The sequence below is a fragment of the Corallococcus exercitus genome, assembly GCF_003611585.1.
GTDB classification, from domain to species: Bacteria; Myxococcota; Myxococcia; order Myxococcales; family Myxococcaceae; genus Corallococcus; species Corallococcus exercitus.
The window spans coordinates 20382-46053 of the sequence record NZ_RAVW01000016.1; the positions used below are offsets into that span (position 1 = coordinate 20382).

Annotated in this window: 21 protein-coding genes; 3 read left to right on the forward strand and 18 right to left on the reverse strand. The window is 68.8% G+C overall.

What is annotated here, in order from left to right:
* The first annotated feature begins 91 nt into the window (after positions 1-91).
* Entirely contained in the window at positions 92-1849 is a 1758-nt protein-coding gene (locus D7W79_RS03645) for a SulP family inorganic anion transporter (protein WP_120523928.1), read from the forward strand.
* Between the two features lie 29 nt (positions 1850-1878).
* On the opposite strand, the gene D7W79_RS03650 is transcribed toward D7W79_RS03645, so the two are convergent.
* From D7W79_RS03650 to D7W79_RS03665, 3 genes are all read right to left on the reverse strand, one after another.
* Entirely contained in the window at positions 1879-4113 is a 2235-nt protein-coding gene (locus tag D7W79_RS03650) for a GNAT family N-acetyltransferase (protein WP_244221572.1), read from the reverse strand.
* Between the two features lie 158 nt (positions 4114-4271).
* Entirely contained in the window at positions 4272-5798 is a 1527-nt protein-coding gene (locus tag D7W79_RS03660; protein WP_158616880.1) for an aldo/keto reductase, read from the reverse strand.
* A gap of 195 nt (positions 5799-5993) precedes the next feature.
* The gene (locus tag D7W79_RS03665) at positions 5994-6761 is read right to left on the reverse strand and encodes a hypothetical protein (protein ID WP_120523930.1); all 768 of its coding nucleotides are present in this window, start codon (positions 6759-6761) and stop codon (positions 5994-5996) included.
* Positions 6762-6955: 194 nt separating this feature from the next.
* On the opposite strand from D7W79_RS03665, the gene D7W79_RS43505 reads away from it, so the two are divergent.
* Complete coding sequence (locus D7W79_RS43505) at positions 6956-7192, forward strand: SelT/SelW/SelH family protein (protein WP_014396254.1); 237 nt, start codon at positions 6956-6958, stop codon at positions 7190-7192.
* Between the two features lie 130 nt (positions 7193-7322).
* Here the strand turns inward: D7W79_RS43505 and D7W79_RS03670 are convergent, their stop codons facing one another.
* Positions 7323-8981 (reverse strand): amidase, encoded by a 1659-nt coding sequence (locus tag D7W79_RS03670; protein ID WP_244221573.1) that lies wholly within the window; start codon positions 8979-8981, stop codon positions 7323-7325.
* A 217-nt stretch (positions 8982-9198) separates the two neighbouring features.
* Here D7W79_RS03670 and D7W79_RS03675 point away from each other — a divergent pair, with 217 nt between their 5' ends.
* On the forward strand, positions 9199-10089 hold the full coding sequence (locus D7W79_RS03675) for a hypothetical protein (RefSeq protein WP_147441786.1): 891 nt from the start codon (positions 9199-9201) through the stop codon (positions 10087-10089).
* Between the two features lie 16 nt (positions 10090-10105).
* Here D7W79_RS03675 and D7W79_RS03680 read toward each other — a convergent pair whose 3' ends face one another.
* The 14 genes from D7W79_RS03680 to D7W79_RS03745 all read right to left on the reverse strand — a co-directional run bounded on the left by D7W79_RS03680 (position 10106) and on the right by D7W79_RS03745 (position 25655).
* Positions 10106-11215: a serine hydrolase domain-containing protein gene (locus tag D7W79_RS03680; protein WP_120523933.1), complete on the reverse strand. Its 1110-nt coding sequence runs from the start codon at positions 11213-11215 to the stop codon at positions 10106-10108.
* A gap of 203 nt (positions 11216-11418) precedes the next feature.
* Complete coding sequence (locus tag D7W79_RS03685; protein WP_120523934.1) at positions 11419-12411, reverse strand: LLM class flavin-dependent oxidoreductase; 993 nt, start codon at positions 12409-12411, stop codon at positions 11419-11421.
* Positions 12412-12461: 50 nt separating this feature from the next.
* The gene (locus tag D7W79_RS03690) at positions 12462-12809 is read right to left on the reverse strand and encodes a DUF3088 domain-containing protein (RefSeq protein ID WP_120523935.1); all 348 of its coding nucleotides are present in this window, start codon (positions 12807-12809) and stop codon (positions 12462-12464) included.
* Positions 12810-12882: 73 nt separating this feature from the next.
* Positions 12883-13641: a ferritin-like domain-containing protein gene (locus D7W79_RS03695; protein ID WP_147441787.1), complete on the reverse strand. Its 759-nt coding sequence runs from the start codon at positions 13639-13641 to the stop codon at positions 12883-12885.
* 43 nt (positions 13642-13684) lie between these two features.
* On the reverse strand, positions 13685-13864 hold the full coding sequence (locus D7W79_RS03700; protein ID WP_120523937.1) for a hypothetical protein: 180 nt from the start codon (positions 13862-13864) through the stop codon (positions 13685-13687).
* A 150-nt stretch (positions 13865-14014) separates the two neighbouring features.
* The gene (gene fes, locus D7W79_RS03705; protein WP_120523938.1) at positions 14015-15298 is read right to left on the reverse strand and encodes an enterochelin esterase; all 1284 of its coding nucleotides are present in this window, start codon (positions 15296-15298) and stop codon (positions 14015-14017) included.
* Positions 15295-17421, reverse strand: a complete 2127-nt coding sequence (locus tag D7W79_RS03710; RefSeq protein WP_120523939.1) for an ATP-binding cassette domain-containing protein — start codon at positions 17419-17421, stop codon at positions 15295-15297. Before D7W79_RS03710 ends, fes begins: the two co-directional genes overlap by 4 nt.
* A complete protein-coding gene (locus D7W79_RS03715; RefSeq protein ID WP_120523940.1) occupies positions 17418-20108 on the reverse strand; it encodes an ATP-binding cassette domain-containing protein in 2691 nt (896 codons plus the stop codon). The genes D7W79_RS03710 and D7W79_RS03715 overlap by 4 nt, the downstream gene beginning before the upstream one ends.
* Before the next feature lies 1 nt (position 20109).
* Positions 20110-21297, reverse strand: a complete 1188-nt coding sequence (locus tag D7W79_RS03720) for an HlyD family secretion protein (RefSeq protein ID WP_120523941.1) — start codon at positions 21295-21297, stop codon at positions 20110-20112.
* A gap of 299 nt (positions 21298-21596) precedes the next feature.
* On the reverse strand, positions 21597-22130 hold the full coding sequence (locus D7W79_RS03725; RefSeq protein ID WP_120523942.1) for a hypothetical protein: 534 nt from the start codon (positions 22128-22130) through the stop codon (positions 21597-21599).
* Positions 22131-22170: 40 nt separating this feature from the next.
* Positions 22171-22563 carry a hypothetical protein gene (locus D7W79_RS03730; RefSeq protein ID WP_120523943.1) on the reverse strand — a complete coding sequence of 131 codons (393 nt, stop codon included), beginning with the start codon at positions 22561-22563 and terminating at the stop codon, positions 22171-22173.
* Between the two features lie 158 nt (positions 22564-22721).
* Positions 22722-23180 carry a hypothetical protein gene (locus D7W79_RS03735; protein ID WP_147441788.1) on the reverse strand — a complete coding sequence of 153 codons (459 nt, stop codon included), beginning with the start codon at positions 23178-23180 and terminating at the stop codon, positions 22722-22724.
* 238 nt (positions 23181-23418) lie between these two features.
* Positions 23419-25350, reverse strand: coding sequence for a M4 family metallopeptidase (locus D7W79_RS03740; RefSeq protein ID WP_120523945.1), 1932 nt, complete (start codon positions 25348-25350; stop codon positions 23419-23421).
* Positions 25350-25655: a DNA/RNA non-specific endonuclease gene (locus D7W79_RS03745; RefSeq protein ID WP_276375040.1), complete on the reverse strand. Its 306-nt coding sequence runs from the start codon at positions 25653-25655 to the stop codon at positions 25350-25352. Before D7W79_RS03745 ends, D7W79_RS03740 begins: the two co-directional genes overlap by 1 nt.
* Positions 25656-25672 lie beyond the last annotated feature (17 nt).

The window sequence follows — 25672 nt, forward strand, 5'->3', positions numbered from 1 at the left end:
CCGACAGGGACTCCGTGCGGAGGGACCGACAGCGGGGAGCGCTTCCCTCGGAGACGGCGCCTGGCACGACACCTGAAAGACGCCGTCGTCCATGCGTTCGACGACCGTTCTCTCGAAGCGACCTTTCTGGGCCCAGCGTGCGGGCGAGCTCATCCACAGCTGGCGCGAGATGGTGCGCCCAGGCAGCCTGCCAGCCGATGCGGCCGCCGGCCTGAGCGTGGCGTGCGTGGCACTTCCTCTCAACGTCGCGCTCGCCACCGCGGCGGGACTGCCCGCGAGCGTGGGGCTCGTCTCTGGCGTCGTGGCTGGCATCGTGGGCGGACTGCTCAGTGGCAGCCGCTTCCAGGTCACGGGCCCCGAGGCGGCGCTGCTGCCCCTGGCCGCGGCCATCGTGGCGGCGCATGGGGCCGCGGGCCTCGTCATCGCCACGGTGCTCGCGGGCGCCATGCAGGTGGCGTTGGGGCTCCTGCGCGCCGGGCGGTTCGCGCGGCTCATCCCCCGGCCGGTGGTGATGGGCTTCACGGTGGGCATCGGACTCCTGCTGCTCAACACGCAGCTGCCGCGCCTGTTCGCGGTGGAGGACACGCACTCGGATGCCGTGGCGCTCGTGCTTCAGCGCACCTGGGGCGGGCACGTGGGCTGGCTCGGGGTCGCCGCCGGAGCCCTGACGGCGCTGGCCATGGTGGCCCTGCCCCGGCTGCACAAGCGCATCCCCGCGGTGCTCGTGGGGCTGACGCTCGGCACCGGGCTGATGGTCTGGCTCGGGGCGGGCTACGACGCGGTGGGCGCCCTGCCCCGCTCGCTGCCCACGCCGACGCTGCCGTCCTTCGAGGGCGTGCACCTCGCGACACTCCTGCCGGCGGCCCTGGGCCTCGCGCTGCTCGCGTCGCTCGGCTCGCTGCTCGCGACGAGCTCGCTGGATGCGCTCACGGGGGCGCGCCCGCAGAGTGACTTGAACCAGGACCTGGTCGCGCAAGGGCTGGCCAACATCGCGGCCGGACTGTGCGGTGGCTTCCCGGTGATGGGCGCCATCGTGCGCGCCAGCGCGTCCATCCAGGCGGGCGCGCGCACCCGCGCCGCCTCCGTCATGCATGCCCTGTGGCTCTTCGTGGCCATGGCGCTGCTCGCGCCGCTGGTGGCGCGCATCCCCATCGCCGCACTCACCGCCATCCTGCTGGTCGTGGGGGTGCGGCTTCTCAACCTGGAGGGCCTTGTTGCCATGTGGAATCAGTCCAAGTCGACGTTGGGCGTGGTGCTCGTCACCGCGCTGGGCATTGCCGTGTTCAATGTGTTCGCCGGCATCGGGGCCGGGCTCGCGCTGGCGAGCATCCTCTACGTGCGGCGCCATGGCGCCCTGCGGCTGGAGGTGCAGCGGGTGGCGGAGGTGTCGCAGCTGCAGCGCGGCCTGCACGTGCAAGCCCCGGAAGCGCCCGACGCCCCCGAGGCGCTGGACCTCCTGGTCGCGCGCGTGGACGGGCCCATCCTGTTCATCAACCACATCAAGCTCTACGCGCTCATCGACGGCCCCCCCTGGGCGAAGCTCGTGGTCATCGACCTGTCGCGAGTGCCGCTCGTGGACGCCGCCGGCGCGGCGACGCTCCAGTACCTGGCGGAGTTCCTCGCCGTGCGCAGCGCGCACCTGGCCCTGGTGAAGGTGCCGCCCCAGCTGGAGGCCGCGCTCGAGCCGATCGCGCAATACCTGCTCGAAGCGCGGATCCACGACTCACTCGAGGGTGCGCTCCTGGGGGCAGGCTTTGTGCACCCCGCGCCCACGGAGCCTGTCACCCGCCCCGTGCACGCGGCACACCCAGCTCCCCCCGCGCCCACCACGCACTCCGCGCACCTGTAGAGCGCTGCGTGCTGAGTGCCCCCCACGGCCTACGGCTTCGCGGGCGTGGCGTCCGGGGGGCCCGCCAGGGGCAGCTCGACGAAGAAGCGGGCGCCGTCGCCCACGGCGCTCCGCACGTGGATGCGCCCCCCGTGCGCCTCGGCGATGTGCCGGGCGATGTGGAGGCCCAGCCCCAGGCCGCTCACCTCGCTCGCGGTGACGAGCCGCTCGAAGCGCTCGAAGATGCGGTGTTGATCTCCCGGGGCGATGCCGGGCCCGCGGTCCTCCACCTCCAGCACGGCGTGGTCGTCCCGGGCCTGGAGGCTGACCGTGAGCGGCGTCCCGGGCGCGTACTTGAGGGCGTTGGTCAGCAGGTTCGCGAGCACCTGCTCCAGCCGGACCCGGTCCCATCTCCCCACGAGCCCCGGCGCAAGCCGCAGCGTGAGCGTGTGGCCGGCCTCGGTGAGCTGCTGCTCGAAGCGGTCCACCACGTCGCGCGCGAGTTCACCCAGGTCCACCCGCTCCAGGTGCAGCTGCAGCCGGCCCGCGGCGATGCGCGAGATGTCCAGCATGTCATCCACCAGCCGGGCGAGCCGGTCGATGGAGCGCTCCGTCTGCTCCACCATCCGGGTGACGCGCTCGCGGGTGAAGGTCGTCGGGTCGTTGGCGTCGATGCGCTTGCGCATGTGCTGCGACATCAGCTTCATGGACGTGATGGGCGTGCGCAGTTCGTGCGAGGCGATGGACAGGAACGTGTCTCGCGACGTGACGGCCTCCTGGACCCGCTGGAAGAGCCGGGCGTTGTCCATGGCCACGGCGACCTGCGCGGCCAGTCCCGCCACCAGCCGCTCCTCGCGCGCGGTGAAGACGCCGGGCGTCGGGTGGCCGAAGAACAGCCCGCCAATCACCTCACCCGAGCGCGAGCTCACGGGCACCGCGAGGTAGCTGCGCACCGGGAGGTGGCCTTCGGGCATCCCGCGGCGGGGCGCGTTGTGGCCGTAGCGCGGATCCTTCGTGATGTCGTCGCTGCGGATGATGCCCTCGCCCTTGAAGGTGGGCTCGAAGACGCGGGTGGAGCGCGGCATGGGGAACTTCGCGAAGGCCTCCCGGGGCACGCCGCTGAGCGTGTAGAGCATGTATGCGTTTCCCCGCTCATCCAGCACGTTGTAGAAGAACGCGCCGAAGGCGGCCCGGGTGAGCTGGGTGGCGGCGTCCGTCACGCCCTGCACCAGCTTCTCCAGTTGCAGCTCCGCGCCCAGCGCCTGGCCCGTGCTGTTGATGAGCTCCAGGTTCTGCAGCGAGTCGTTCTTCTCGATGAGCGTCTGGCGCAGGGACTCCTCCAGCTGCCGCTCGGTCGTGATGTCCTGCGAGATGCCGTCGAAGTGCCGCGCGCGCCCCGCCGCGTCGTGGAAGACGGAGCCCGTGACGTGCAGCCAGCGGGAGGGGGCCTCCGCGCTCGGGCGGGTCCGGAAGCGCAGCTCGAAGGGCGCCCGCTCCTCCAGCGCGCGCCGTCCCGCGTCCCTCACCCGCTCCAGGTCCTCCGGGTGGATGCGCTCCTGGACCCGGGCGGGTTCCACCGGGCCGTCCGCGGGCAGCCCGCAGTGCACGCGGCAGATGGCGTCGCAGACGATGTAGGGCTGGGACAGGTCCAGGGACCAGCGGCCGATTCCCGCCGCGGCGAGCACCTTCTCGGAGCGCTCGAACTCCTCCATCCGCCGCGGGGGCGGGGTCCAATCCCAGCGCACCACGGCCCAGGTGTCCGTGGCGTCCGAGTAGGTGTGGAGGGTGCGGAAGCCCAGCCGCTCATGTGCGCGCAGGGAGCGGCGGTTGTGCACGGAGACCTCCGTGACGACGCAGTCGAAGGCGCCCCGGAGCTGCTCGCGGTGCTGGTGGTAGAGCGCCTCGAACAGGCCCTTGCCCCGGTGGGCCTTGTCGATGCAGATCTGCCCCATCACGTAGAAGCGCTGGTCCCGGAGGGGACGGCCCTCGTCCTTGAGCTGCTCGACGAGCGCGAACATCGGCTCCAGCACGGGGACGAACTCCCGGCACTCGCGGGGCATCACCAGGGCGTACGCCACGAGTTCGGAGCCCTGGAGGGCGATGATGCTGGGGGCCACCGCGTGCATGCGCTCCAGCGTGGGCAGGTCATGCGCCACGGTCACGAAGCCCTGCGTGCGTCGTTCCTCCTCGGACAGGTGCTGCTTCAGGTTCCTGCGTTGCAGCGCCAGGACCTGTTCGAGCTCCGCGCGGGATTCGACGGCCCTGATGACGTAGGGACTGGGCATGGCGCGGGAGCATAGAGCCTCCGCTCCGGGTGCCCAGCGCTTGGGAGAGGAGTCCGGCGGGGCCGGGGGCGGCTTGTCAGGAAGGTCGCTTTGCGGCTTCTCAGGGGAGCCTCGGGAGGGCCAACCCCGAACCGACGTCCGACCCGACCGCCCCAGGCTCACTCCTCGGGTTCGATGACCCTCGCCGTGGGCCGGGAGCCCGTCGTCAGGATCCGGACCGTGATGGGCTGCTGCCCGCAGTAGTTCACGTCGTAGACCTGGTGCTGGGCCAGGTTGGCGAACAACACGGGGTCGTAGCCCTTCATGAAGGTGGAGTGGTCAGACTCCTTGAGGGTGAGCAGGGTGCCCACCGGGGGCGGCTTTTCGACGAGCCGGGCAGACCGCCCGTTCGCGAGCCGCCCCGAGGCCGTCACCGGGTGATCCGGCACGTATTCGCCGCGGCGGATCTCCGCCGGCCGCTCCGGCGCCTCCTTCACCCCGCCACCCGCCATCGAGTCCTTCATCATCCACTCGTAGCAGAGCTCGAAGAGGCGCCGCTTCGCGTCCGCGTCGGCCGTCGCCCGGTAGGCCGTGTCGAGCTGCCGGAACTCCTCTCGCAGCGTGTCCAACCAGGGCATGTCATTGGACTGGAGGTCTCCGACGAAGCGGATGAGGTTGTAGACCATGTTCCGCAGGGCCACGGTGGAGCCTGGACCGGCGCGCTCGGCCAGCGCCGTCAGCAGCGGCCCCGCGACACGGAACACCTCATCCAGGAGCCACCACGCCGTGGGGTCTCGCAGCGACAGGTAGAGCGCGCGAACCGGCGGGTTGCGCGTCAGGGTCGCGCGGACACCGTCCATCCGGGGCTCGCTGAACAGCAGCTCCATGGCCCGCAGCGTGGTGACGGCGCTGAGCTGGCTCGCGTTCAGGTTGTACCGGACCCGCTCGTTGTGGGTGGAGAAGGCCACGGGGATGATGCCCTGGGCCGACGCCCAGTACAGCAGCAGCTCGCCCGTCGAGGCCTGCCGGAGCCGGTCCTCGTCCTGGAACTGGAGCCGCCGGGCCAGGGCCTCCAGCCGCGGGTCCTGGGTGGGCAGCAGGTACAGCGTGGGCAAGCCGTGGCCCTCACCATGACAGGCCCCCTGCTGCCGGCTGCCCATCAGCCCGTACGCCAGGTACACGATGCCGTGCTCGCGGCAGTACCGGCGGATCTCGGTGTCCTGGTAGTACGGGCTGCATCGGTTCTGGACGCACGACACCGGGACACGGAAGCGCTGGGCGGCTTCGCAAAGCGTTTGCAGTTCCTCCACGGTGGTGACGTTGCTGAGCCCCAGATAGCGCGCGTTCCCGCTGCGGACCCGGTCTGCCAGCTCCCCCATCGCATTCACCGTCTGGCGGGTGGTCGCGGCCATCTCATGCAGCATCAGGAGGTCCGGGCCCCGCCCCAGCGGCCGGAAGACCCCTTTCAGCTCGGAGACCTCATCGGGCTTCACCTTGAAGATGATGAACGTGTCCTCGTCGAGGTCTCGCTCCTTCAGGACAGCACAGACGCTTCGGAACGAACCGTAGAGGAGCGCGCAGTCGAGCAGCCGGTAGCCCGCGTCCAGGGCCTGGCCGACGATGCGCCGCGTCTCCACCTCCGGCCGGGTCAGCCCCACGTCCGTGCCGAAGGCCTGGGTGAGGCCGCGCTCGGCGAACTCCGTCATGAGCGCGGACCGCTCTTCACGGCGGGGGCGTGCGAGCCCCATCGGAAGCTGGCCGCTCGGGCCCGCGATGGAGCCGCGCTCGACCGGGCGAAGCTGCGGACCCGAACGGCAGAGGCATTGATTCGCGCGTTTGTGACAGCGTCGGCAGAACATGAAGGGCCCCCTCGATTCGTGGACGTGACAAGGCCGCCGCGGCTACGGGACCGGATAGACGCAGACGGCGAGCGCGCCGCAGCCGAACTCGACCGCGAGCTTGTTGCAGCCCGGCTTGAAGTCCGACCGGTACATGGATTGGGTTTGGGTCCGGCTGTAGGGCCCATCAATGCCCACGCCGCTGTAGCTGATGGACACGGTGAGGTTGCCGTTGCTCCCGGTGCCAGGAGGGATGAGCGTCGTGACGCTGCACGCGGCCTCCGTGCTCGCCTTCACCGGGATTCCCTCGCCGCCAATCTTCACGCTGGTGATCTTCGTCTCCCCGCTGTTGTCGTAGACCACGTAGGCGGTGGACGAGTTGTCGATGAGCTTGCCGTCCTTCAGCGTGAAGTCGCAGGCCCCGGGCGTCCAGGTGCCCTGCCGGTACTGGCCCAGGAACGTGTTGGTGCCGTTCTGGGGCTTGAAGCGCATGGTGGTGCCCTCGAACACGACCTCGTAGTCGGGCAGGTTGTGGTTCGCGTCCCAGCGGATCATCCGCGGGCTGATGAGCCGGCCCTTGTAGAGGCCCGCGGAGGGGGAGCCGGGCAGCTCACACATGTACACCCGGTCCGACGGCTGGCCCACGATGCCGCCGTACGCGATGTCGGTCTGATAGCCGTACTCGCTGCCGTAGCGGTTCCAGATGCCGGTCACGACCATGTTGTCGCCGCCGGTGTCCGTGTCGTCATCGCCAGCAACGCTGGTGTCACAGGCGCTCAGGGAGGCGGACAGGACACAGCCGAGGAGGAGACGCGCGAGGGAGAGCTTCACGGGAGTGCCTTCAGTGGGGTGTGAGGGTTCGCAGCACACTCCATCCCGCCCGGGGCGACAAGGAGGGGGTGAAGTCATCCAGGAGACGTGTCCCTGTAACACCTGGAACGTCGCGGGCTCCGCGAGCATCATCATGGGAGCGCTCTCCACCCCGATGCTTCATGCCCTCTTCAGCGCCCGTTAGGAGGAACACCATGGCCGACGCGAAGGTCTCCATCACCTACTGTACCGCTTGAGGCTACCTGCCCAGGGCCACCCGTGCGGCGGCCGTGCTGAAGGACGAACTGGAGGTGGATGCGGAGCTGAAGAAGGGAGGGTCGGGGGTTTTTGAAGTGGCGGTGGACGGGAAGGTCGTCATCAAGAAGACCGGCCTGGCGTTCCCCACCGAGCAGGAAGTGGTGGACGCGGTGTTCCGCGCCCTGAAGCCCTGACGTTGTTGTTCCCCCGGCCCCGGACGGGCCGCTCCATCGTCCGTCTGGGGCCCGTCCGCTTCGCACGGGACAGTCATGCTGCTGCAACCGCCGCAGCCCGACCTACGAGTAGCAGGTCCCCTCCCCTCCCCTACGCGCCGCGCAGGTCCACGCTCCGAAGGAATGTGGGCTTGCGCCGCGCGTGCGAGGCCTGCTCGTAGGCGAAGGCGAGCTTGAGCAACACGGGCTCGCTCCAGGCGCGGCCGATGAAGGACACCCCTACCGGCAGCCCGTACACGTCGCCCGCGGGCATCGTGATGGTGGGATAGCCGGACACGGCGGCGGGCGTGGAGCTGCTGCCCAGCCAGTGGTCGCCCAGCACCAGGTCGATGGGGCCCGCCGGTGCCTGGGTCGGAGCCACGAGCACATCCAGCTTGTGCTTGTTCATCACCGCGTCCAGGCCCTCCGCGCGCGAGTACCGGCGGCACGCCGCGAGCGCCTTCTTGTAGGCGACGTCGGTGAGCGGGCCCTTCTTCTGCGCCTGGAGCAGCAGCTCCTGGCCGAAGTACGGCATCTCGCGCTCGCGGTTCTTCTCGTTGAAGGCGATGAGGTCCGCGAGCGTCCGCACGGGAGCGCCCTCGCCGAGCTGCGCGAGCCAGGCCTCCAGGCCCGCCTTGAACTCATACAGCATCACTTCCAGCTCCGGCTCGTCGAGCTTCGCCACGTTGGGCAGCGTCACGGGGTCCACCAGCACGGCCCCTTGCGCCTTCATCACTTCGAGCGCGCGCTCCACGATCGCGTCCGTGGCCGGGTGGTAGCCGAAGAACCGCTCGCGCGGCACACCGATGCGCGCACCCGCGAGCCCCTTGGGGTCGAGGAACTTCGTGTAGTCCGGGTGGGCCCGGCCCTTGCCCGCGGCGGTGGCCGTGTCACGGGGGTCCTCGCCCGCGAGTACGCTCAGCAGCGCCGCGGCGTCCGCCACGGTGCGCGTCATGGGGCCCGCGGTGTCCTGGGTCGAGGAGATGGGGATGATGCCCGCGCGGCTGACGAGCCCCACCGTGGGCTTCAAGCCCACCAGCGCACACGCGGACGCGGGCGAGACGATGGAGCCGTCCGTCTCCGTGCCCACCGACACGGCGCAGAAGCTGGCCGCGGTGGCCGCGCCCGAGCCGGAGCTGGAACCCGAAGGGGTCCGGTCGAGCGCGTAGGGATTGCGGCACAGGCCGCCACGTCCGCTCCAGCCGCTGGTCGAGTGCGTGGAGCGGAAGTTGGCCCACTCGCTGAGGTTCGTCTTGCCCAGGAGGACGGCGCCGGCGGCGCGCAGCCGCTCCACGATGAAGGCGTCACGCGGGGGGACGGCGCCCACCAGCGCGAGCGAGCCCGCGGTGGTCTGCATCTTGTCGGCCGTGGCGATGTTGTCCTTGATGAGCACGGGGATGCCGTGCAGCGGCCCGCGCGCGCCCTTCGCCTTGCGCTCGGCGTCCAGCGCGTCGGCCAGCGTGAGCGCGTCGGGGTTCAGTTCAATGACCGAGCACAGCGGCAGGTCCCCGGTGCGGTCGAGCGCACGGATGCGCGCGAGGTAGGCCTCCGTCAGCCCCCGCGCGGTGTGCTTGCCGGACTCCAGGCCCGCGCGCAGCTCCGCGACCGTCGCCTCCTCGAGCTCGAAGGCCCCGGGCGCGGCGGCGGCCGGCGCGGCGGCGCGCGCATCCCGGGCGGCCAGCGCCCCTGTCACTGCCGCCGCGGCCCCAAGGAGCGTGCGGCGGGAGAGGCCCATCGGGTTCACATTGGAAGCAGCCGTCTTCTTCGTCATGGCGCAGGCACCCGTTCGTGGAGGGGCGCCAAGTGGACCCGATTCCTCCACCGGGAGGAAGAGCCGTGACGAGCATGCCGCCTCACTCCCTGGCGAGCACCTCCAGCCGCCTCCCGGCGACACGCTTGGGGCGCCCCGTGACAGGGCTGGCACAATCCCAGCCAGGGGCGGTGTCACTGGCGTGTGATACATGGAATTCCTCACCTGGAGACTCCCCATGCGTCTACGTGCCCTTGCCTTGACCTGCTTCGCCGCGCTCGCGGCCTGTGACAACACCCCCATCGAATCCGAGTCCCCGGAGGCGCTGGGCGTCAGCACCGCCGCGGAGACGGCGACCCGCCTCTACGCCACGGTGGGCGACAACGAGCTGAGCTTCGAGACGCTCGGCACCTTCGAGCAGCGTGACGGCGTCCGCGCGCTCATCATCCGCGCCACCGCGAACCGCTACCTCGCGGACGTCCTCAGCTTCGTTCCGGACGACGCCTTCGGGGACGCGCACGTCATCAGCGAGCGCCGGTTCGAGATCGTCCTCCACGAGGGGCACGAGCTGAACACGGTGCTCTCCGGGCTGCCGCTCTTCGTGAAGGTCACCACGAACACGGGCACGCCGCGCTCGTACACCGCGCGCATCGTGGTGGCCCCGCGCTTCTTCGACTTCCGCGGCGACTCGGGCATCTGGATCGACGAGGCGGTCACGCCCCGCTACGTCGTCCAGGGCAACGACACCCTCCTCTACCGGGGCCACGCCTCGGTCTCCGGATACGTCGACTGGCTCTCCGTAACGGCGCCGGACGGCATCCCGTCCGTCTACGGCCGGCCCAACTACAAGCTCGACTGGACGTACACGAAGCTGCACGAGGCCATCGACCCGCACACGGTCCCGCTCGCCTTCAGTGCTGGCGGCGACAACGGCGCGACGATGCAGAAGACCGCCCGGCTGGTGGCGCGCGTGACGGAGTTCGCGCTCACCGACGGCGACGCGTACGACGTCTGGCCCAGCCCGCCTTGCGACCCCGTCGTCTCCGCCTGCTACCACTCGCAGCCGGCGGGCACGACGGACTTCAGCCAGTGCGGCACCTACCGCCAGGTCCTGCGCTGCACGTACTGAGCCTGAGCCTCCCGCGTCACTCGCTGGCGAGCACCTCCAGCAGCCTCCCGGTGACACGCGACACGTCGGCCCCCTCGCGGTTGGTCAGCACCGCGAGGGAGGCCTTGCGCTCGGGCAGGTAGAAGGCCAGCGCGGAGAACCCGGGGATCTCGCCGTCATGGCCGTGGCCGGGCCCCACGGGAGTGAGGGCCTGGACCATGCCCAGGCCATACCCGGGCATGGTGGGGATGGGCGTCGCCACCCAGTCGGTCATCTCCGCGAGCTGCGCCGGGGCGAGCAGGGAGCGTTCGAAGAGGGCCTGGTAGAAGGCGCTGACGTCGTCGGCGCTGGAGACCAGGGCCCCGGCCGCGCCGGCCGCGGACGGATGGAGGACGTCCGTGAGGTCCCTCCAGGCGTTGTTGCCCGGGTCCCGCGAATAGCCCCGCACGGCCAGGGCTGGCAGCGGCTCGGCGCCGTCCAGCCCCGTGCTGTCCAGGTCCAGGGGCTCGAGGATGCGCGTGCGAAGCAGCTGCGCCAGCGGCGTCCCCGTCACCGACTCCAGGATGTGGCCGAGGAGGATGTAGTGGGTGTTGGAGTACTCCCAGCGCGCCCCTGGATCGAAGGACGGCGACTTCGCGGCGCCGTAGGCAATGAGTTCCTCGGGGGTCCACGTCCTGCCGGGGCTCGCCTCGACCTGGGCGAGGAAGTCCTGGCTCTGGGTGTAGTTGAAGGCACCGCTCGTGTGGTTGAGAAGCTGGCGCACGGTGATGCGGTCCGCGCGGGGGAAGTCCGGCACCCAGGTGGCCAGCGGCGCGTCCAGGGACAGCCTCCCCTCGGCCTGGAGCTGCAGTGCCACCACGGCGACGAAGCTCTTGGTGATGCTGCCCACGCGCAACCGGTCCTCGACCTTCAGCCTGGTGGCGAGCTCCACCCTGGAGACGCCCGCCGAGCCCCGCCACGTACAGTCCTGGAGACGCAGCGAGGCCGTGACCCCGGGGAGATCCCCGGCCGAGGCGGCCTCCTCGAGCGCGTCCTGCAGCCGGGGCGCGAGCCGGTCACAGAGCGGGCCGTCATCCTTCTCGCAACCCGAGACCCACAGCAACAGCGTTGCGCCAAGCAAACGTAGACCCGACCGATGGGTGAACATCCGAAGTCCTCCAGGAAGATACGCGGTGTGCGTATCAAGCACCGGAGCCCCGCGTTTCTGTTACCCGGTGGGTGACGCGGCAGCTGCCAGGGCGCACAGGACTCGAAAAGGACCGGGCCGCGCCGTCTCTGCTTCGAGGATACTGCCGCAAGCCTCCTGTTCACCGGGCTGCGCCTGTAGACACGCGCCCCGCCTGCCGGCCCTCAAGCGCCGAGGCGGCGCAGGATACTGGCCGCGATCTCGAAGGACCGCAGCCGCGCGGAGTGGTCGTGGATTTGGGACGTGATCAGCAACTCGTCCGGATGCCCCAGTTCGAGAAACTCTTCAATCTGGCTGCGCACCGTATCGGGTGCACCGACCGCGGAGCAGCAGAAGGCCTGCTCCGCGACCTTCTTTTCGTCTTGCGACCAGAACGCATCGATGTTGTCGATGGGTGAAGGGAACGGAGCATCCGCATTGCGTCGCTGGTTGATGAACTGCTGCTGCAGCGTGGTGAAGAGCCGCTCCGCCTCCGCGTCCTCTTCCGCGGCATAGACGTTGAAGCCCAGCATGACGTAGGGCTTGCCAAGCTGAGACGAGGGCTGAAATTCATTGCGGTACACCGCAAGCGCTTCAGTCATCTGTCCAGGCGCATAGTGAGTGGCGAAGGCATACGGCAGGCCCAGCCGTGCGGCCAGCTGCGCGCTGAACAGACTGGTTCCCAGAATCCACATGGGGACTTCCAATCCTGCCCCCGGGACGGCCCTGACCGCCTGGCCCGGCTGCGGCGGCTGGAAATAGCCACGAAGCTCGGCCACATCATCCGCGAAGTGGTGTGCACTGTCGTTATAGCGCCGGAGCGCCTGGGTTGTAGCCTTGTCCGTCCCAGGGGCACGCCCCAACCCCAGGTCAATACGCCCCGGATAAAGCGAAGCCAGCGTGCCGAACTGTTCCGCGACAACCAGCGGGGGATGGTTGGGCAGCATGACCCCTCCCGCACCCACGCGAATCCTGCTGGTGCCTCCCGCGACGTAGGAAATGACAACCGCAGTGGCCGCGCAGGCAATGCCCAGGGTGTTGTGGTGCTCTGCCAACCAGAACCGATTGTATCCCCATCGCTCGGCATGCCGGGCCAGATCCAGCGTGAGGCGTAACGCGTCCGCCGGGGTGTTGCCCTGCATGATGGGAGAGAGGTCGAGGACTGAAAACGGGATCATGCCATCTCCGGACCCGGCCAGCCCTGCCCTGCTGGCTGGGCGGGTCGGTGTTAGTGGGGGAATCCCGTGCCATGGCGCTGCGCCAGGTAGCGGCTGATCGCGACCTTGTCGGTGATGAACCGGTACGCACCATGCTCGCGCACGCCTTCCAGTCCATCTGTCTTGACCAGAGGCGCCAACACCAGAACGGGACACCCCTGATTGCCTTCCCCCAGCAACGCGACGATGCTGGGGCGGGGCCGTTCGTAGTCCACGTAGGTGACCTGCAAGACATCCCGAAGTCGAGGGTAGAAGCCAAGCACCCCCTCAAGGTAGGCGCAGGACGGGCAGAAGTACCGCGTGTCGTCCCCAGGATCCTGGAAGCCAGGCTTCAACAAGAACAGGATGTCTTTTTTCATGGGCGGGTTCGGAGTGGCGGACCGCCACCCCACGCTGGCAAGGCACACGCCCAGCAGGCGGAGCCTGTGAACATCAGGCGGACATGCCGCCCGCCTCACTAGGAGGACGCCCTACCTCGGCCAGGGTCAGTTCATTGAACTGCATGAGCCGGGTGTTGACGATGTCCCAGACGAACTCGCCGTGCTTGCCGGCCAGGGCGTCGTCCATCAGCTTCGCGGTGTAGCCCACGTGGCTGACCTCGTCGCTCATCAGGGTGTCCAGCAGCTTGCCCACATGCTCACGGGAAGCGTCGACGCAGAACGTCTGGGCCACGGGCCGTGTGAGCATCTGATTCACGAGCGTACGGATTTCCGCCACGTTCATCTGAAGGAGGTTGTCCACCAGTTCCTGCTCGCTGAAGGCAGGCAGGGTCGTGGGCTCCAGGGTCTTCAGGTCCGGCGAGTACTTGTTCATCGTCTCGCGAACGTCTGGTGACACCGAACCGCGGAAGACCAGGTTCACCATGCCCGAATACATGTGGGAGTGACGGGCCTCGTCCGCGGCGTGCGAGCGGATCATCCCGGCGATCTCCTCGTTCACCGAGGCACGCGTGGCGAGTTCCCAGAGCTTCCCCGCGCCCCAGCCCTCCGTGGCCGCATTGTCGACGAGGCAGTTGGCCAACCACTGCGGGTCATGCGCGTGTTCGCGGAATCGCTTGCCGTACCACGCCTGGGAGTAAGGAGGGGGATGTGCCCCGAATGCAGACCGGAGGCATCGACTGTAATGCTCAAGCGGACCGAACTGACCCCGCTCGTGTAGTCGCTGGATGATGAGTTCTGCAAGCATGTTCATGGGCACATCCCCTTTCAATCAGGAACTTCTGGACGTGCTGTGACTAGGCTGCGAACGGCGCGTTGCGGGCGAAGAAGATGCAGCCCTCGTCGACCGGGCCAGCGCGAACGCCCGTCTGCATCCGGGTGCCGCCGGTCACGGTGATCTTCTTGCTCTTGTTGGCGTTGATGGCCTTCTGCTCTTCGGAGGACAGCTCGAACGAGATCTCAGTCTTCTGGTCCATTGTGTGTTCCCCTGTTTGGCTCATCCCGGATGAAAGGAGAGGGAATGAGCCGTGTTGATCATTATCTTCACATTCCGTGAAAAGCAACTCATGCGGCAAATCAGGAAGAGAGAGGCTTTGCGGCCACAGGTGATCTTCCACTCAGACGGGTCATGTCAGCCCTTGGCCTTGCTCGCAGGGCTGTGGTTTTCCAATCAGGGTGATGAGTCCTTGAGCAATTCCTCCGCGCCAACACACCGAGTCATGCGCGCCGGTGAACTCGTGATAGGCGACGTCGTATTGCTTGGCACGCAAAACGTCTCGGAGATGTCTATTGGAGAGAATGACGCTGGGGCCATGGCCCGGCGTGGAACATGAGTCCAGCCGTCCCGCCTCCAGATAGAAGCGCAGGGCGGAGGAAGGGCGGTGGACGACCTGTCGCGTCAACCACTCATGCTCCACCTCGCCGTCAGGCTTCCACCAGAACGAGCCGGATTGAGAGAGCACCTGGCCGAAGATGTCCGGGTGGCCGAGCCCGCAGAAGACAGCGGCCAGCCCCCCGTAGCTGGAGCCCGCGATGACGGTCGCTTCGGGGGATTTCGACAGGCCCAATTCCTCGCGGAACCAGGGGACCAGTTCCCGGGCGAGGAAATGGCTGAAGCGAGCGTTGCAGGGGAGCTCCAGGTTCCGGTCCAACTGCTCCACCATGACGCACACCACGGGAGGGATGCGCTGCTCCGCGATGAGGTTGTCCAACGTCGTCGCCAGGCCCAGGCGGAGGTAGGCATTGCCGTCCAGGAGGACCAGCAGCCCGGGGCGCCCTGACGCCGCCTGGGACACGGGAGGGCGGTAGACCCAGAGCGTCCGCTCGTTGTCCAACACCTCACTGGTGAAGGCGTAGGCTTCTACGTCGCCCCGGGCTGTTCCTTCACGGGGCTGGAGCCAGGGTTGGGCCGGCGCGTCGGGGAGCTCGATGACGGACACCGGGGGCTGGTTCTCGGAGACCTGGATGCTGAGCGGGTTGAGTGGATCAAGCCTCCAGGCGGCGAACCGCTCCTGGAAGTAGGCCCTCTCCTCCTCCCTGGAGAGACCGGCCACATCGAGCAGCGGGTCATCCGGGGACAGGCAGTATGTCGTTCGCAGGTCCCTGGGAACGCGGTAGGTGCGATACCAGAGGTCGGTCCCCGCCATCCGCTCCATCTGGTTCTCGTGCGGCTGCCAGCCGTGCAGCAAGCCCGGCACGATGGTGAGGTTGCGGACCTCATGTTCCTGTCTCCAGACGAGCGTGAGCAGGACCTCGTCCGAGCCGTCATCGAGCGGCTCGATCAAGGGGCTCCCCTTCGCCCGCAGGTGCTCCCAGAAGGTGGGGAGCGCCTGGACGTCGCCTTGTGACAGTCGCCGCTCCAACTCCGCGATGCATGGGCTTGTTGGACGGGAAGCGCGGGAGTTCGTCATGGATGGGCGACGACGAGCAGGGCGCGGGCGTGGCGGCGCACGCACTCCATCACCTGCTCCAGCGTGGTGGGATCGAGTGCCGCGAAGCTTTCGTCCAGGATGACCAGCGCCGCGCGCTGCAGGAGGGCTCGCGCGATGAACACCCGACTGCGCTCCCCATGCGACAGCTGCCACCCTGTCTCACCGACGATCTGGTGCAGCCCTCCCGGCATGCGCTCCAGCAGGTCTCCCAGGCCCAGCTCCCGGCAGAGCGCCTCCGCCCGCTTCAGGTCCTCGGGATGCGCGGGCCACTCGCCCCCCATCAGCAGGTTGAAGGCCAGGGTGCCGGTGAACACGTGGTTCTCGTGGAATTGGGGCGCGGCCACCACCCGGGCCCTCCAGCCCCGTGCTCCCAGCGTCTTCCAGTCACGGCCCTCGACCAGCAGCAGTCCCGTTGTCTGGTGTCTCAGGCCCGCGAGCAGGGACGCCAGCGTGGACTTGCCTCCGCCCGAAGCGCCTTCCAGCAGGACGCGGTCGCCCGTCTGGAGTTTGAGGCTGACGTCATGCAGGACGCTGTGCTCCCGGCCCTCGTATCGATACAGCAGGTGGCTGGCGTCAATGAGCGTGCGGGACGAGGACTCCTCCGCCACGGGTGCGACGACATGTTGCGGGGCGGCCCCGGTCGCGAGGCGGCGGTTGGCCGCGAGGACGTGATGGACCTCTCGCCAGGAGCTGGCCGCCGTCGACAGGTCCAGCATCGCGAAGGTGAGCTTGCGCAGCGCGGGATAGGCCAGCAGCAGCCCTCCCAGGCCCGTGGCCAGTTCCAGGGGCGCCGCGCTGGAGATGAAAGGGCCTGTGAGCCCGGCGATGCTCAGGCACAGCCAGACGGGGGGCAGAAGCGAAGTCAGCCGCACCTCGCTCCGCTCCTGCGCGGCGCTGGCGCCCACGTAGCGCGACAGCAGCTGGTCCTCGCCCTGATGCCACTTCTCCCGATGCTCCTGGATCAAGCGGGTGCGGTGGCCCAGCATTCGCTCGATGAGTCCGTGGGTCAGCGACAGGCGCTCGCGCGTCCAGCGGGTGCGTACGCGGTAGAAGCGGAAACCCAGCACGGCCGCGACGCAGATCGCCAGGAACAGGAAGCCGCTTTGAAGCGGCCCTCCAGCCCCCGCGGTCAGGAGCACCGCCGCCACGAGCAGCTCCAGCAGCGCGGAGGAGGCCTGGATCGTCCCGTTCAGGAGGAAGACCTCCAGGTTCTCCGTCTCGAACGTGATGCCCATCAGGTGGCCGACGCCCTGACGCCGCACGTCCTCGGGCGCCATGTTCATCGCCCCCGCCAGCAGGTGCCGCCGCATCAGGGAGCCCGCCAGCAGGGTCAGGGTCCCGCTGCACCACACGGACAACAAGCGCAAGGGGACCATGCTGCCCAGCGCCAGCGCCCACGCGAACAGCCAGCCCGTGCCCCCGTCGCTCTGCCCCAGGATGTTCCCCAGGAACCACCACGAGGCGACCGCGAGGGCCCCCTGCGCGGCGTAGAGGCAGAGCAGTGCCCCCAGATAGCGGTACAGGCCGGCCTGCCGGGCCTGGCGCGCGAGCGGCGCGGAGGCGGGGCTCCGGAGGAGCCAACAGCGCTCGACACGAAAGGAGCGCAACAACTCCATGCGCAGCTGCTGGCGGACCTGCTCGCGCCGGTCCTCAGGGATGGGGTCCTGCGCAAGGATGCGCTCGACCCGCTCGGCGGGCATCTGCTCGATGTCGCCGCACACGAGCGAGCGGACCTCCTCCAGGGAGCGCAGATGGATGGAGCGGTCCAGTGCCAGCAGCCGCAGCTGGCGGCCCTTGCGCCCCACCAGGGCCAGCAGCCGCACCTGGGGCCCCGGCAGCTTGAGCAAGGCGGGCCCCGCGCTCAGCAGAAGCTGTTCGAACTCGTCGTAGTGGGCGCCCAGCCGCTCGACGTCGATGCCGAACCACTCCGCGCTGGAGACGAGCCAGTCGTGGAGGGTATTGGGACCGCAGGTATCCAGCCACGCGGGCTCCGCGGGCGCCTCCGCGGCGCGCAGGTCGAGCCGCGCCATCCGGGCAAGGACCTGGAGCGCCTCTGCGGAACGACTGGCGGGCCATGCGAGCGCGCCCAGGGCGTCGCTCATGGTTCCGCTCCGCCGCGCCCCTCGAGGCGCCCACCCACCATCCGCCACCGGCGCCAGTCGGTGGCGTTCCAGAGCGTCTCGCGGGAGCGCGCCTCTCCCTCAAGCAATTCGCGGTACACGGAGCCCGTGCGCGCCAACAGCGCGTCCGGGGGACCGTCCTCGACCAGTCGCCCCTGCTGGATGACGAGCACTCGGGGGAACTCCCGGGTCTCCTCGATGTCGTGGGTGATGCACAGCAGCGTGCTGTCCTTCCACAGGGCCCGGGCCTTGCCGAGGAGGGCCTTGCGGCGTTCGCGGTCCAGTCCCCGGAAGGGCTCATCCAGCACGACCAACCGCGCCCCGGCCCGGTGCATCGCCCGGCCCAGTCGCACGCGCTGGCCCTCGCCCCCAGAAACCAGCGCGCCGCCTTCGCCCAGGTGGGTCTGCAGGCCTTCGGGCAGGTGCTCCAGGACGGAGAGCAGCTCCGCCTGCTGAAGCAGCTCCCCCAGGGCAGGTGGGGTGTGGGAGGAAGCCCCGTAGGCGAGGTTCTCCAGCAAGGAGCGGTTCCAGAGCTGGGTAGCGGGGTCCACCCAGGCCACGTGGGAGAGGAGTTGCTCGAGGTGGGCTCCCTCCAGGGGCTGCCCGTCCACATGAAGCGTCCCGGCGGCGGGCTGCTGGAGTCCCAACAGCAGATGCGCCAGCGTGGACTTGCCCGCGCCGGAAGGACCGACCACCGCCACGTGCGCGCCCGCGGGCAGGTGCAGGGTGAGATCCGACAGCAGCGTGTGGCCCAGGGCGCGCACCTCCACCTGCTTCAGCTGGATGTCGGCGCCCGTGGAGGGCGTGGGGACGGCCTGCGCGGGCGGGCCCATGTTGGATGGGCTGGGGGACGCGGAGCCCAGGGTCTCCAGCGCCCGCAGCATCACGTTGCGCTGGACGGGGTACTCCCGGAGCGAGGCCGCGATGGACTGCCCGAGCATGGGCACCCGCAGGGCCCAGAACGCCACCAGCAGGGCGTTGGCGTTCGTGGTGCTCGCCTGGTTGCGGTAGCTCACGAACAGCCACACCGCGACCGTCACCGCCACCAGTGCCTGGAGGGCTTCGGTGAGCAACGACGCCGACAAGACGGACTGGGAGGCCCGGGACCAGCCCACGAGCAGCCGCTCCTGCTCACGCAGCATGGAGCGCTCTGCGCCGTGCGTGCGGATGGGCATCAGGCCCAGGAAGGCGTCCAGATAGAAGCGGCCGAGCGCCCCCGAGTGGGTGCGTACGCGCAGGTCCGACTGCCGGATGAGGGGCTGGAGCAGCAGCGGCGCCGCGATGGCCAGGGCCGCCGCCGTCATCACGGGCAGGGCCAGTGCCGGGGCAAGCCAGACGAGCCCGCTGGCGATGAGGGTGAACTCAAGCACGTCGCGGGCCGTGCGCCCCACGAGCTCCGGCAGGTTGCGGACCATGTGCAGCTGGTGGCTGCGATGCCCCATGTCGGAGCTGAGGCGGCTGGAGAAATACCGGTCGCTCAGCCGGGGGAGCACCTTGAACAGTTCGACACGAAGGCGGATCTCCAGCCCCCGCCCCACGCGTTTGAGCGCCGTGGCCACGGGCCACTCCAGCAGGACCATGGTCATCAGCAAGACCACCACCGCGAGGATTGCGCCCGCCCGCTCCCAGGGGGTCCCCAGCAGTGACGCAAGGTCGATGAGGCCCCGGAACACGAGCGCCTGGACCACCGTGGTCACGGTGGCCAGGGCCAGGCCGAACCCCAGCGCCAGCAATGCGCCGCTGCCCTCCGTTCGGAGTTGATCCCAGAGGAGGCGTCCAGGACGTCCGGGGGGCTCGGAGAGGGCATCGGCCAGCCCTGGCGGCAGCGAAGCGCTGTCCGGGCCCGCGACAGGGGCCGCCGCGTCCCCCTCGGCGGAGGCCGGGCGCACCTTCAGCAGCACCGCCCCTGAGAGGAGCACGGCCTCGTCCTCACCCTCCTCGACCGGCATGGGCCGCGCCGACCAATACATGGAGGGAATCACCTCCGAGGCGTTCACACCGGGCGCGCGTGCCAGCGCCCACAGGGCCTCGACGCGCTCGGAAGTTCCACCCAGCGACGTCACCATGCGCGTGGCGGCGTCCAGCGAGGCCATGGGGTACCACGAGGCGTCGTCGACAGCACGGGCGAGGAGACGGTCCGCTTCCTGAGGGGTGGCGCCCAGCCGGCGCAGCCTCCCCCGCGTCGCGGCTTCAAAGCCTGCCGCCAGGGCCAGGGTCTTCCAGTCCATCGCGCCGACCGCCAGCGTATGCAAATAGGCATCCTCGGCGAGTTGGCGTGCATGGACCCAACGCCGTCCCGAGCCGGGATCCATGACCTGAAGAAAGCCGCCCACCCGATTCCAGACCACGATGAAGTGAGGCGCTCCGCTTGGCAGGCGCGTCACCAGGAGGGCGGGAAAATGGTCCACGTCCCGTTGGAAGAGATGATCCAGGGGGACGACGTGCTGGCTGGCCTGGAGGCCCAGGTGCAGGCAGATGGTCTCGAGCGTGTCGATGGAAGTCCCGTCGACCGTCGTCTGACAGACCTCTCGCAGGTGGCCGTAATGGAGGAAGACGCCCAGTCCGCCCAGCAATGACTTGAGCGCGGCAGGGCCGCAATCCATGGCGGAGGTCTGGATGACCTCGGGTACGAACCAGGCACGTTGCCTGGCGGCGCGGGGCGTATGCATGTCAATGGGCCTCGGGGGCCTGGAGGGAGCTTCCCCCCATCGCGTCCAACCGCTGTCCCAGCGCTTGCAGGGTCAGGACGGCGGGCGACGCCTGCGTCAGCTCCACGTCGACAAAGCCGCTCATCCCATGTTGGAGCACGAGCGGACCGGGTGGGACGGCGGGAATGGACAGCTCCACGCGGACCCGTCCCTCGCGCAGCTCGCTGGCCACGTGGGAGACCGTGACGGGCAGCTTGCCGAAGTGGAGCCAGGGGAAGCCATCGAAGCGGACGAAAGCGCGTTGGCCGGAATGGATGCGTGCGATGGCCGCGCTCGGTGAGAAGGCCGCCACCACCCGGAGATTTCCGGGCGGGAGGATGGACGCCAGGCTCTCGCCCTCGTGAACGTAGCGATCCAACTGGAGCGGTACGCGCTCCGCGAGCTGCCCCTCCACCGGGGCCCGGATGCGGCGCCGCTCGATCTCGTGGGTCAGGCGCTCGATGAGCCATCGGTCGCTGTCAATCTCTCCATCGAGCAGGGAGAGGTCTCGCTTGAGCCGCTCGAGCGTGACCTGGCGAGCGCCTTCGGAGAGGCGGGAGTCCCGCGCGGTGCGCGCCATCGCGATCCGGAACACCTCCGACTGGGCCTGTTGCTGCTGGGCGCGTGCCACGGCCAGCTCTCGCTCCGCCTCTGATGCGAAGCCCTGCGACAGGAGCGTGCCCACCCGCGCGGCCTCGCTGTGGGCCTGCGCGGTCAACGTCCCGGACTGCTCCTGACGGAGCCGCGCCTCTTCCAGCAGCAGGCGTGCGTTTTCCGTGACGTCCTGCTGCAAGGACAACTCAATCCGGTATTCTTTATCCAGGAGCGCTCGCTGGACGATACGCGCATCGCGGCGCGCCTTGGCCTCCTCCAACTCGAGGCGCTGGGATTCGGCGTCGAGTTCGAAGAGCAGCTCACCCTTGGACACCGCCCGGTTCAGCTCGGAGACATGGATTCGCGCGATGCGTCCCGACACCGGGGCTTCGATGGGATAGGCCGTCTGGCTGACCTCCACCCGTGCGGGAGCGGACTCCGAGACGAGGACCCTGGCGGAGAAGAACCACACCGTCCACAGCCCTATCACCAGCACCCCTGTCAGCATCCAACCCAGGATTCGCCAGAGCGAGTCCGCGCGAAGCGATTCGAGCGTGTTCGAGAAGTCCGATGCCATGGTCCTGGGTCCGCCCCTACCGGATGACGCGAAGTGGTCCGGACTAAAGCACGAAAGGCAGGCCAGGCTCGAATCGGAGGGAATCCTTCTCTGTCAATGGGTTTGGGCCGAGTGAGTCATTGTTTGGGCCCGCATGGATCCGCGCGCGTCTCGGCGTTGAGGGCGAGGGCTGGAGCGGAGGGGCCGCTTGAGCCCATTGGGTATGCGCCGACCCTGAATCGCGCGCACCCCCGCACCTGCATGGAGGCCAGAACAGGCGACCTCGGCATGGACTGAAGCGCCGACGTGCGAGTCCTGGCTCAGAACGGAGCGCCGACGACGTCAACCTTCACCTTGCCACTGTTGATGCTGACGACGAGCGTGCGGATGATCTCCTGCCGCTGCTCCGGGGTGAGCTGGGACAGCAGCGGGCGCAGCTCCTGCCGCTGCGCCTCGCTCCATCGCCCGGTGGCCACCGCGTTCTCCACCAACCCTCGCCCCTGGTTGAACGCGGCCACGCTCTGCGGGGTTGGCTCGGGGGGCCGAGGCTCCGGCGCGGAGGACGTTGGCGCGGAGGTGGCGGCGCGCAGCTCCTCCTTGAGGATCTGACGGATCTCCTCGCGCAGCCCGGCGGTGTCCACCGCCACTGTCGTGCGCAGGGACGGCGCCTCCGCGGTGGGCTGGCAGGCCTCGAGCTTTCGCAGGGCCTCCTCCAGCCGGGCCTCCTGCCGCTCCAGTGCTTCGGACCGCACGGCGCGCCCCTCCGCGGGCCCGAGCCAGGCAGCGGCGGCGAAGCCCGCGGCTCCGGAGAGGATGGCGACGCCCACGAAGGGCCACAGGCGGGAGGTGCTCATGGGCGCGTTTCCACTCCGGGACGCGGGGGACTCGAAGGGATTACGGCGTCTTCGGGTCGTACTTCGACACGGTCTCGATGGTGATGTCCGTGCACTCGCCGAACGCATCCCACGTGAAGTAGAGGAACGAGTCGCTGGCCAGCGCGCGCGCCGCCGCGACGAAGGCGGGCCGGTAGGAGTAGCAGCTGACGTAGGTGCCGGAAGCGTCCTGCGCGAAGACGGTGACGGCGTCGCCGCCCGCATAGGTCGTCGTCGCGACGCCGATGTACTGCTTGGTGTCAGCCGAGGCACGGGCCGCGCCGAGGCTGCCCATCGCGGTCCGGGTCGAGAGGGTGATGGACACGAGCACAGGGGTCTTCGCACCGGCCCAGGCCGTGCCGCCAAGCCCCAACGCCGCAACCGCCAGCCCCGCGATGAGTGTCTGCTTCTTCATGGTGTTTTCCCTCTGGAATGACGTAGCCGAAGAGCCACGGGAGAGCGGCCTGCGTAGCGGACCGTTTCACCCTCCGTCAAGCAAGGAAAACACTGAATTCGAGAACGCCCTCCACGGTCGACCGTGGAGGGCGTTCCTCACGCGGGTTGCGTCAGCGTCTACCAGCTCCCGTCGTAGCCAGTGCCCGTCCTGAGGGTCAGGTAGGTCTCATCGCAGCGATGGTCGATGTTGCCATTCGCATCGTAGTCGCACTCATAGGTGCCACTTCCGATGTAATAGCTGTGACCGCCCGCCTGCAGGGTGGTGCTGAGATTGCTGTTCATCGACTGGTTGTATTTGTAGTCGTAGTACGTGGACTTGTAGTTCAGCTGGAGGGCCGAGCTCAGGTTGACGGGGATGGTGCGCGCGCGGTCGGCCCAGAAGGTGGCGTAGTAGGCCGTCTCCACGTGGACGTAATACGTGTCCTGGTAGCGCGCGGTTTCGATCGCCTCCAGGGTGACGAAGGGCACCCCGGCCAGCGCATCGCGGTTCTCGGCGGTGGGGGTGCCGCTCCTCGGCTCCGCCACCTCCGGCTGCTGCGCACCGGGGACATCGGTCTCCGGCTGGCAGGCAAACATCAGGGGGAGCAGCGCGAGGGTTGCGGCAAGGAAGGTTCGGTTCATGGGGTCGAGGTGAGGCTCTGGGTGGACAGTCATTGGGCCGGGATGGCCGGCTTGAATGGAATGAGTCCGCAGGGGGAAAAACAATGCGGGAAATCCGCGAAATCAGACTTTAAGAATCCCAGACGCGCGTGGATGAAATCTCGCGCTCTGACTGTAAAGCCTGTCCTCGAACCCAATGACAGCGCCCCTGGCTTCAGTGCCCCCAGGTCCCCGAGTTCCAGAGCGGGGTGACGCCGTCCTTGTCGTAGAGGACGAGGTTGCCGTCGTTCTGGAGGATCAGATAGGCGCCCGGGTGCCCCCAGGTCATGCTGGACCAGACATCCGCGCCCACTGTCGGGCTGCTGGTGCGGTAGACCACGAAGTTGCCATCGTCCTGCATGTGGGCGGACAGCGCTCCCCTGCCCCCGGTATTCGCCGTCCACAGGGCGCTCGTCGCGTCCCAGAGCACCAGGTTCCCGTCACCCTGCAGGACGAGCGAGAACCGGCGGTCGTTCGACCACAACGCCTGCCCCAGCGAGAGGCTCTGGCCGGCGACGAGGATGTTCGTCCCCACACCCACGGCCTGCCAGGCGGCGGTCACGGAGGCGATGTCCGCCGGGCCGTACCCGAGCTGCGCGGCGGCCTGCTCCGTGGCCAGCTTCGCGTCGGCGAACGTGGCCATCGTCTTGCCGAGCAGCAGCACCGTGTTGGCCCGGTGGAAGATCTGGGCCGCCTTGGCGATGCCAATCCCTCGCACGACGAGGGTGGAGCGGCCCCGTGGATGCTGGCCGCCCTGGGACAGCAGGTAGAACGCCAGGTTGGGGATGCCCGAGCTGTAGTGGACGTCCGTGAACGGGCTGAAGGTCTGGTCGTAGTAGTCCAACGACTGACCGTCGAGCCGCGGGTCGTTCATGTAGCGGAGGGCATCGCCAGGCGTGAAGGGGGTGTAGATTTCCTCCGCGCACTTCCAGGTGTTGGCGTTCACCACCTGGCCGTTCCGGTACCACTCGCACACGCTGCCCATGATGTCTGACATTGACTCGTTCAGGGCACCGGGCTCGGCGAAGTACAACAGGTTGGAGGTGGAGATGGTGAGCCCATGGGTCACCTCATGCGCTGTCACGTCCAGCGCGTTGACCATGTTGCCGAACGTCACGCCGTCGCCGTCCCCGTACAGCATCTGCTTCTTGGAGCCGCTCCACGCCGCGTTGGCGTAGCCGCTTCCGTAGTGGACCGAGCTGACGAGCTTGGACCCGGCGCCGTCGTAGGAGTCGCGGTTGAAGAGGCTCCTGTAGCAGTCGTAGGTCGTCCCGAGCAGGTCGTAATTGGTATTGACCGTGGAGTCCGCGACCGCCGCGCCGCCCTCCGCCCGGACGAGGGTTCCCGGGAGGTTCGCGGAGCCGCCGTGGTTGACGTCGTACACCTCCCGGCTCTTGAGCGTGTAGATGTTCGGCAGCCGCTGCACGACCGCCCCACTCACGGCGTTGATGACGACATCCTCATCCACCGCCCTCCCGTCCTTGCCCGGTCCCGTCACGTTCACCCGGTACACGAGTTCGAGCTTGTCACCCGCCGGCCAGTAGGCCATCCGCGGATGCGGCTCGACCTCCACCCGGTCGAGCCGCGCGGAGTCCCGCCGGGCCACCGCGATGGCGTCCTCGGGGCTGAGCCGCGCGTCTCGCGGCGCGTCGAGATCGGCGCGAGCGTTGCCGTGGACCGCGTAGACGGCGTCATTCCTCGTGTGGAGGACGAGCGCGGCGCCCAGGACCTCGCGACCATTCTTGCGCTGCGCATAGACGAAGTGCCGGTCGCCAATGCCATCCGTGACGACCCGCTGGAAGGCGAGCTCCGCGGGGTCCGCGTGGAACACCTTGCTCACCGCCAGGAGCGAGGGACGCAGCGCGCGGACCTCAGCCTCCTCGGTCCTCTCCTGTCCGCCAAGCCGGAGCTGGCCGAAGTTCCCATTCGCGAACGTGGGCACCTGGCCCGGGTCGGCACCCAACACCTGGAGTTCGGAAATCCGGACGCCAGGGGAGGCTTCCGGCTGGGCGTCGTTGCGCGGCTCGTGTTCTTCCGTCCCCTGGCAGGCCGAAAGGCCGACCAGGAGGCCCAGGGTCGCGAGGCTGCGAAATCGATAAGCGGTCATCAGTTGCACCCCTGGCTCGACAGCCAGTTCACGCCCCGGGTCCTATCGGTCGTGCCGTTCGGCCCGCCGCCGTCCACGTTCGAGAAGGACATGGACACGGCGCTCCCCGTGGACTGGTTGGTGATCTCCATCGTCAGGTTGTTGGGGATGAGCGCGGTGGAGTTCGGATAGTTCGCACCGATGGAGTAGCGCAGCCGGCCGATGGGAAGGCTCGCGCAGCCGGCCATCTTGTTTTCGAGCTGCAGCCAGTTGCCACGGTTGAAGTTGGCGTCCTGGGGCACCAGGTTCGCCCGCCCTCCTGTCACTTATACACATCTCCGAG

Coding starts and splice junctions, on each gene's coding strand:
- D7W79_RS03645 (WP_120523928.1), top strand. CDS start 92: ATGCGTTCGACGACCGTTCTCTCGAAGCGACCTTTCTGGGCCCAGCGT.
- D7W79_RS03650 (WP_244221572.1), bottom strand. CDS start 4,113: ATGCCCAGTCCCTACGTCATCAGGGCCGTCGAATCCCGCGCGGAGCTC.
- D7W79_RS03660 (WP_158616880.1), bottom strand. CDS start 5,798: ATGACGGAGTTCGCCGAGCGCGGCCTCACCCAGGCCTTCGGCACGGAC.
- D7W79_RS03670 (WP_244221573.1), bottom strand. CDS start 8,981: ATGACGAAGAAGACGGCTGCTTCCAATGTGAACCCGATGGGCCTCTCC.
- D7W79_RS03675 (WP_147441786.1), top strand. CDS start 9,199: ATGCGTCTACGTGCCCTTGCCTTGACCTGCTTCGCCGCGCTCGCGGCC.
- D7W79_RS03680 (WP_120523933.1), bottom strand. CDS start 11,215: ATGTTCACCCATCGGTCGGGTCTACGTTTGCTTGGCGCAACGCTGTTG.
- D7W79_RS03685 (WP_120523934.1), bottom strand. CDS start 12,411: ATGATCCCGTTTTCAGTCCTCGACCTCTCTCCCATCATGCAGGGCAAC.
- D7W79_RS03690 (WP_120523935.1), bottom strand. CDS start 12,809: ATGAAAAAAGACATCCTGTTCTTGTTGAAGCCTGGCTTCCAGGATCCT.
- D7W79_RS03695 (WP_147441787.1), bottom strand. CDS start 13,641: ATGAACATGCTTGCAGAACTCATCATCCAGCGACTACACGAGCGGGGT.
- D7W79_RS03700 (WP_120523937.1), bottom strand. CDS start 13,864: ATGGACCAGAAGACTGAGATCTCGTTCGAGCTGTCCTCCGAAGAGCAG.
- fes (WP_120523938.1), bottom strand. CDS start 15,298: ATGACGAACTCCCGCGCTTCCCGTCCAACAAGCCCATGCATCGCGGAG.
- D7W79_RS03710 (WP_120523939.1), bottom strand. CDS start 17,421: ATGAGCGACGCCCTGGGCGCGCTCGCATGGCCCGCCAGTCGTTCCGCA.
- D7W79_RS03715 (WP_120523940.1), bottom strand. CDS start 20,108: ATGCATACGCCCCGCGCCGCCAGGCAACGTGCCTGGTTCGTACCCGAG.
- D7W79_RS03720 (WP_120523941.1), bottom strand. CDS start 21,297: ATGGCATCGGACTTCTCGAACACGCTCGAATCGCTTCGCGCGGACTCG.
- D7W79_RS03725 (WP_120523942.1), bottom strand. CDS start 22,130: ATGAGCACCTCCCGCCTGTGGCCCTTCGTGGGCGTCGCCATCCTCTCC.
- D7W79_RS03730 (WP_120523943.1), bottom strand. CDS start 22,563: ATGAAGAAGCAGACACTCATCGCGGGGCTGGCGGTTGCGGCGTTGGGG.
- D7W79_RS03735 (WP_147441788.1), bottom strand. CDS start 23,180: ATGTTTGCCTGCCAGCCGGAGACCGATGTCCCCGGTGCGCAGCAGCCG.
- D7W79_RS03740 (WP_120523945.1), bottom strand. CDS start 25,350: ATGACCGCTTATCGATTTCGCAGCCTCGCGACCCTGGGCCTCCTGGTC.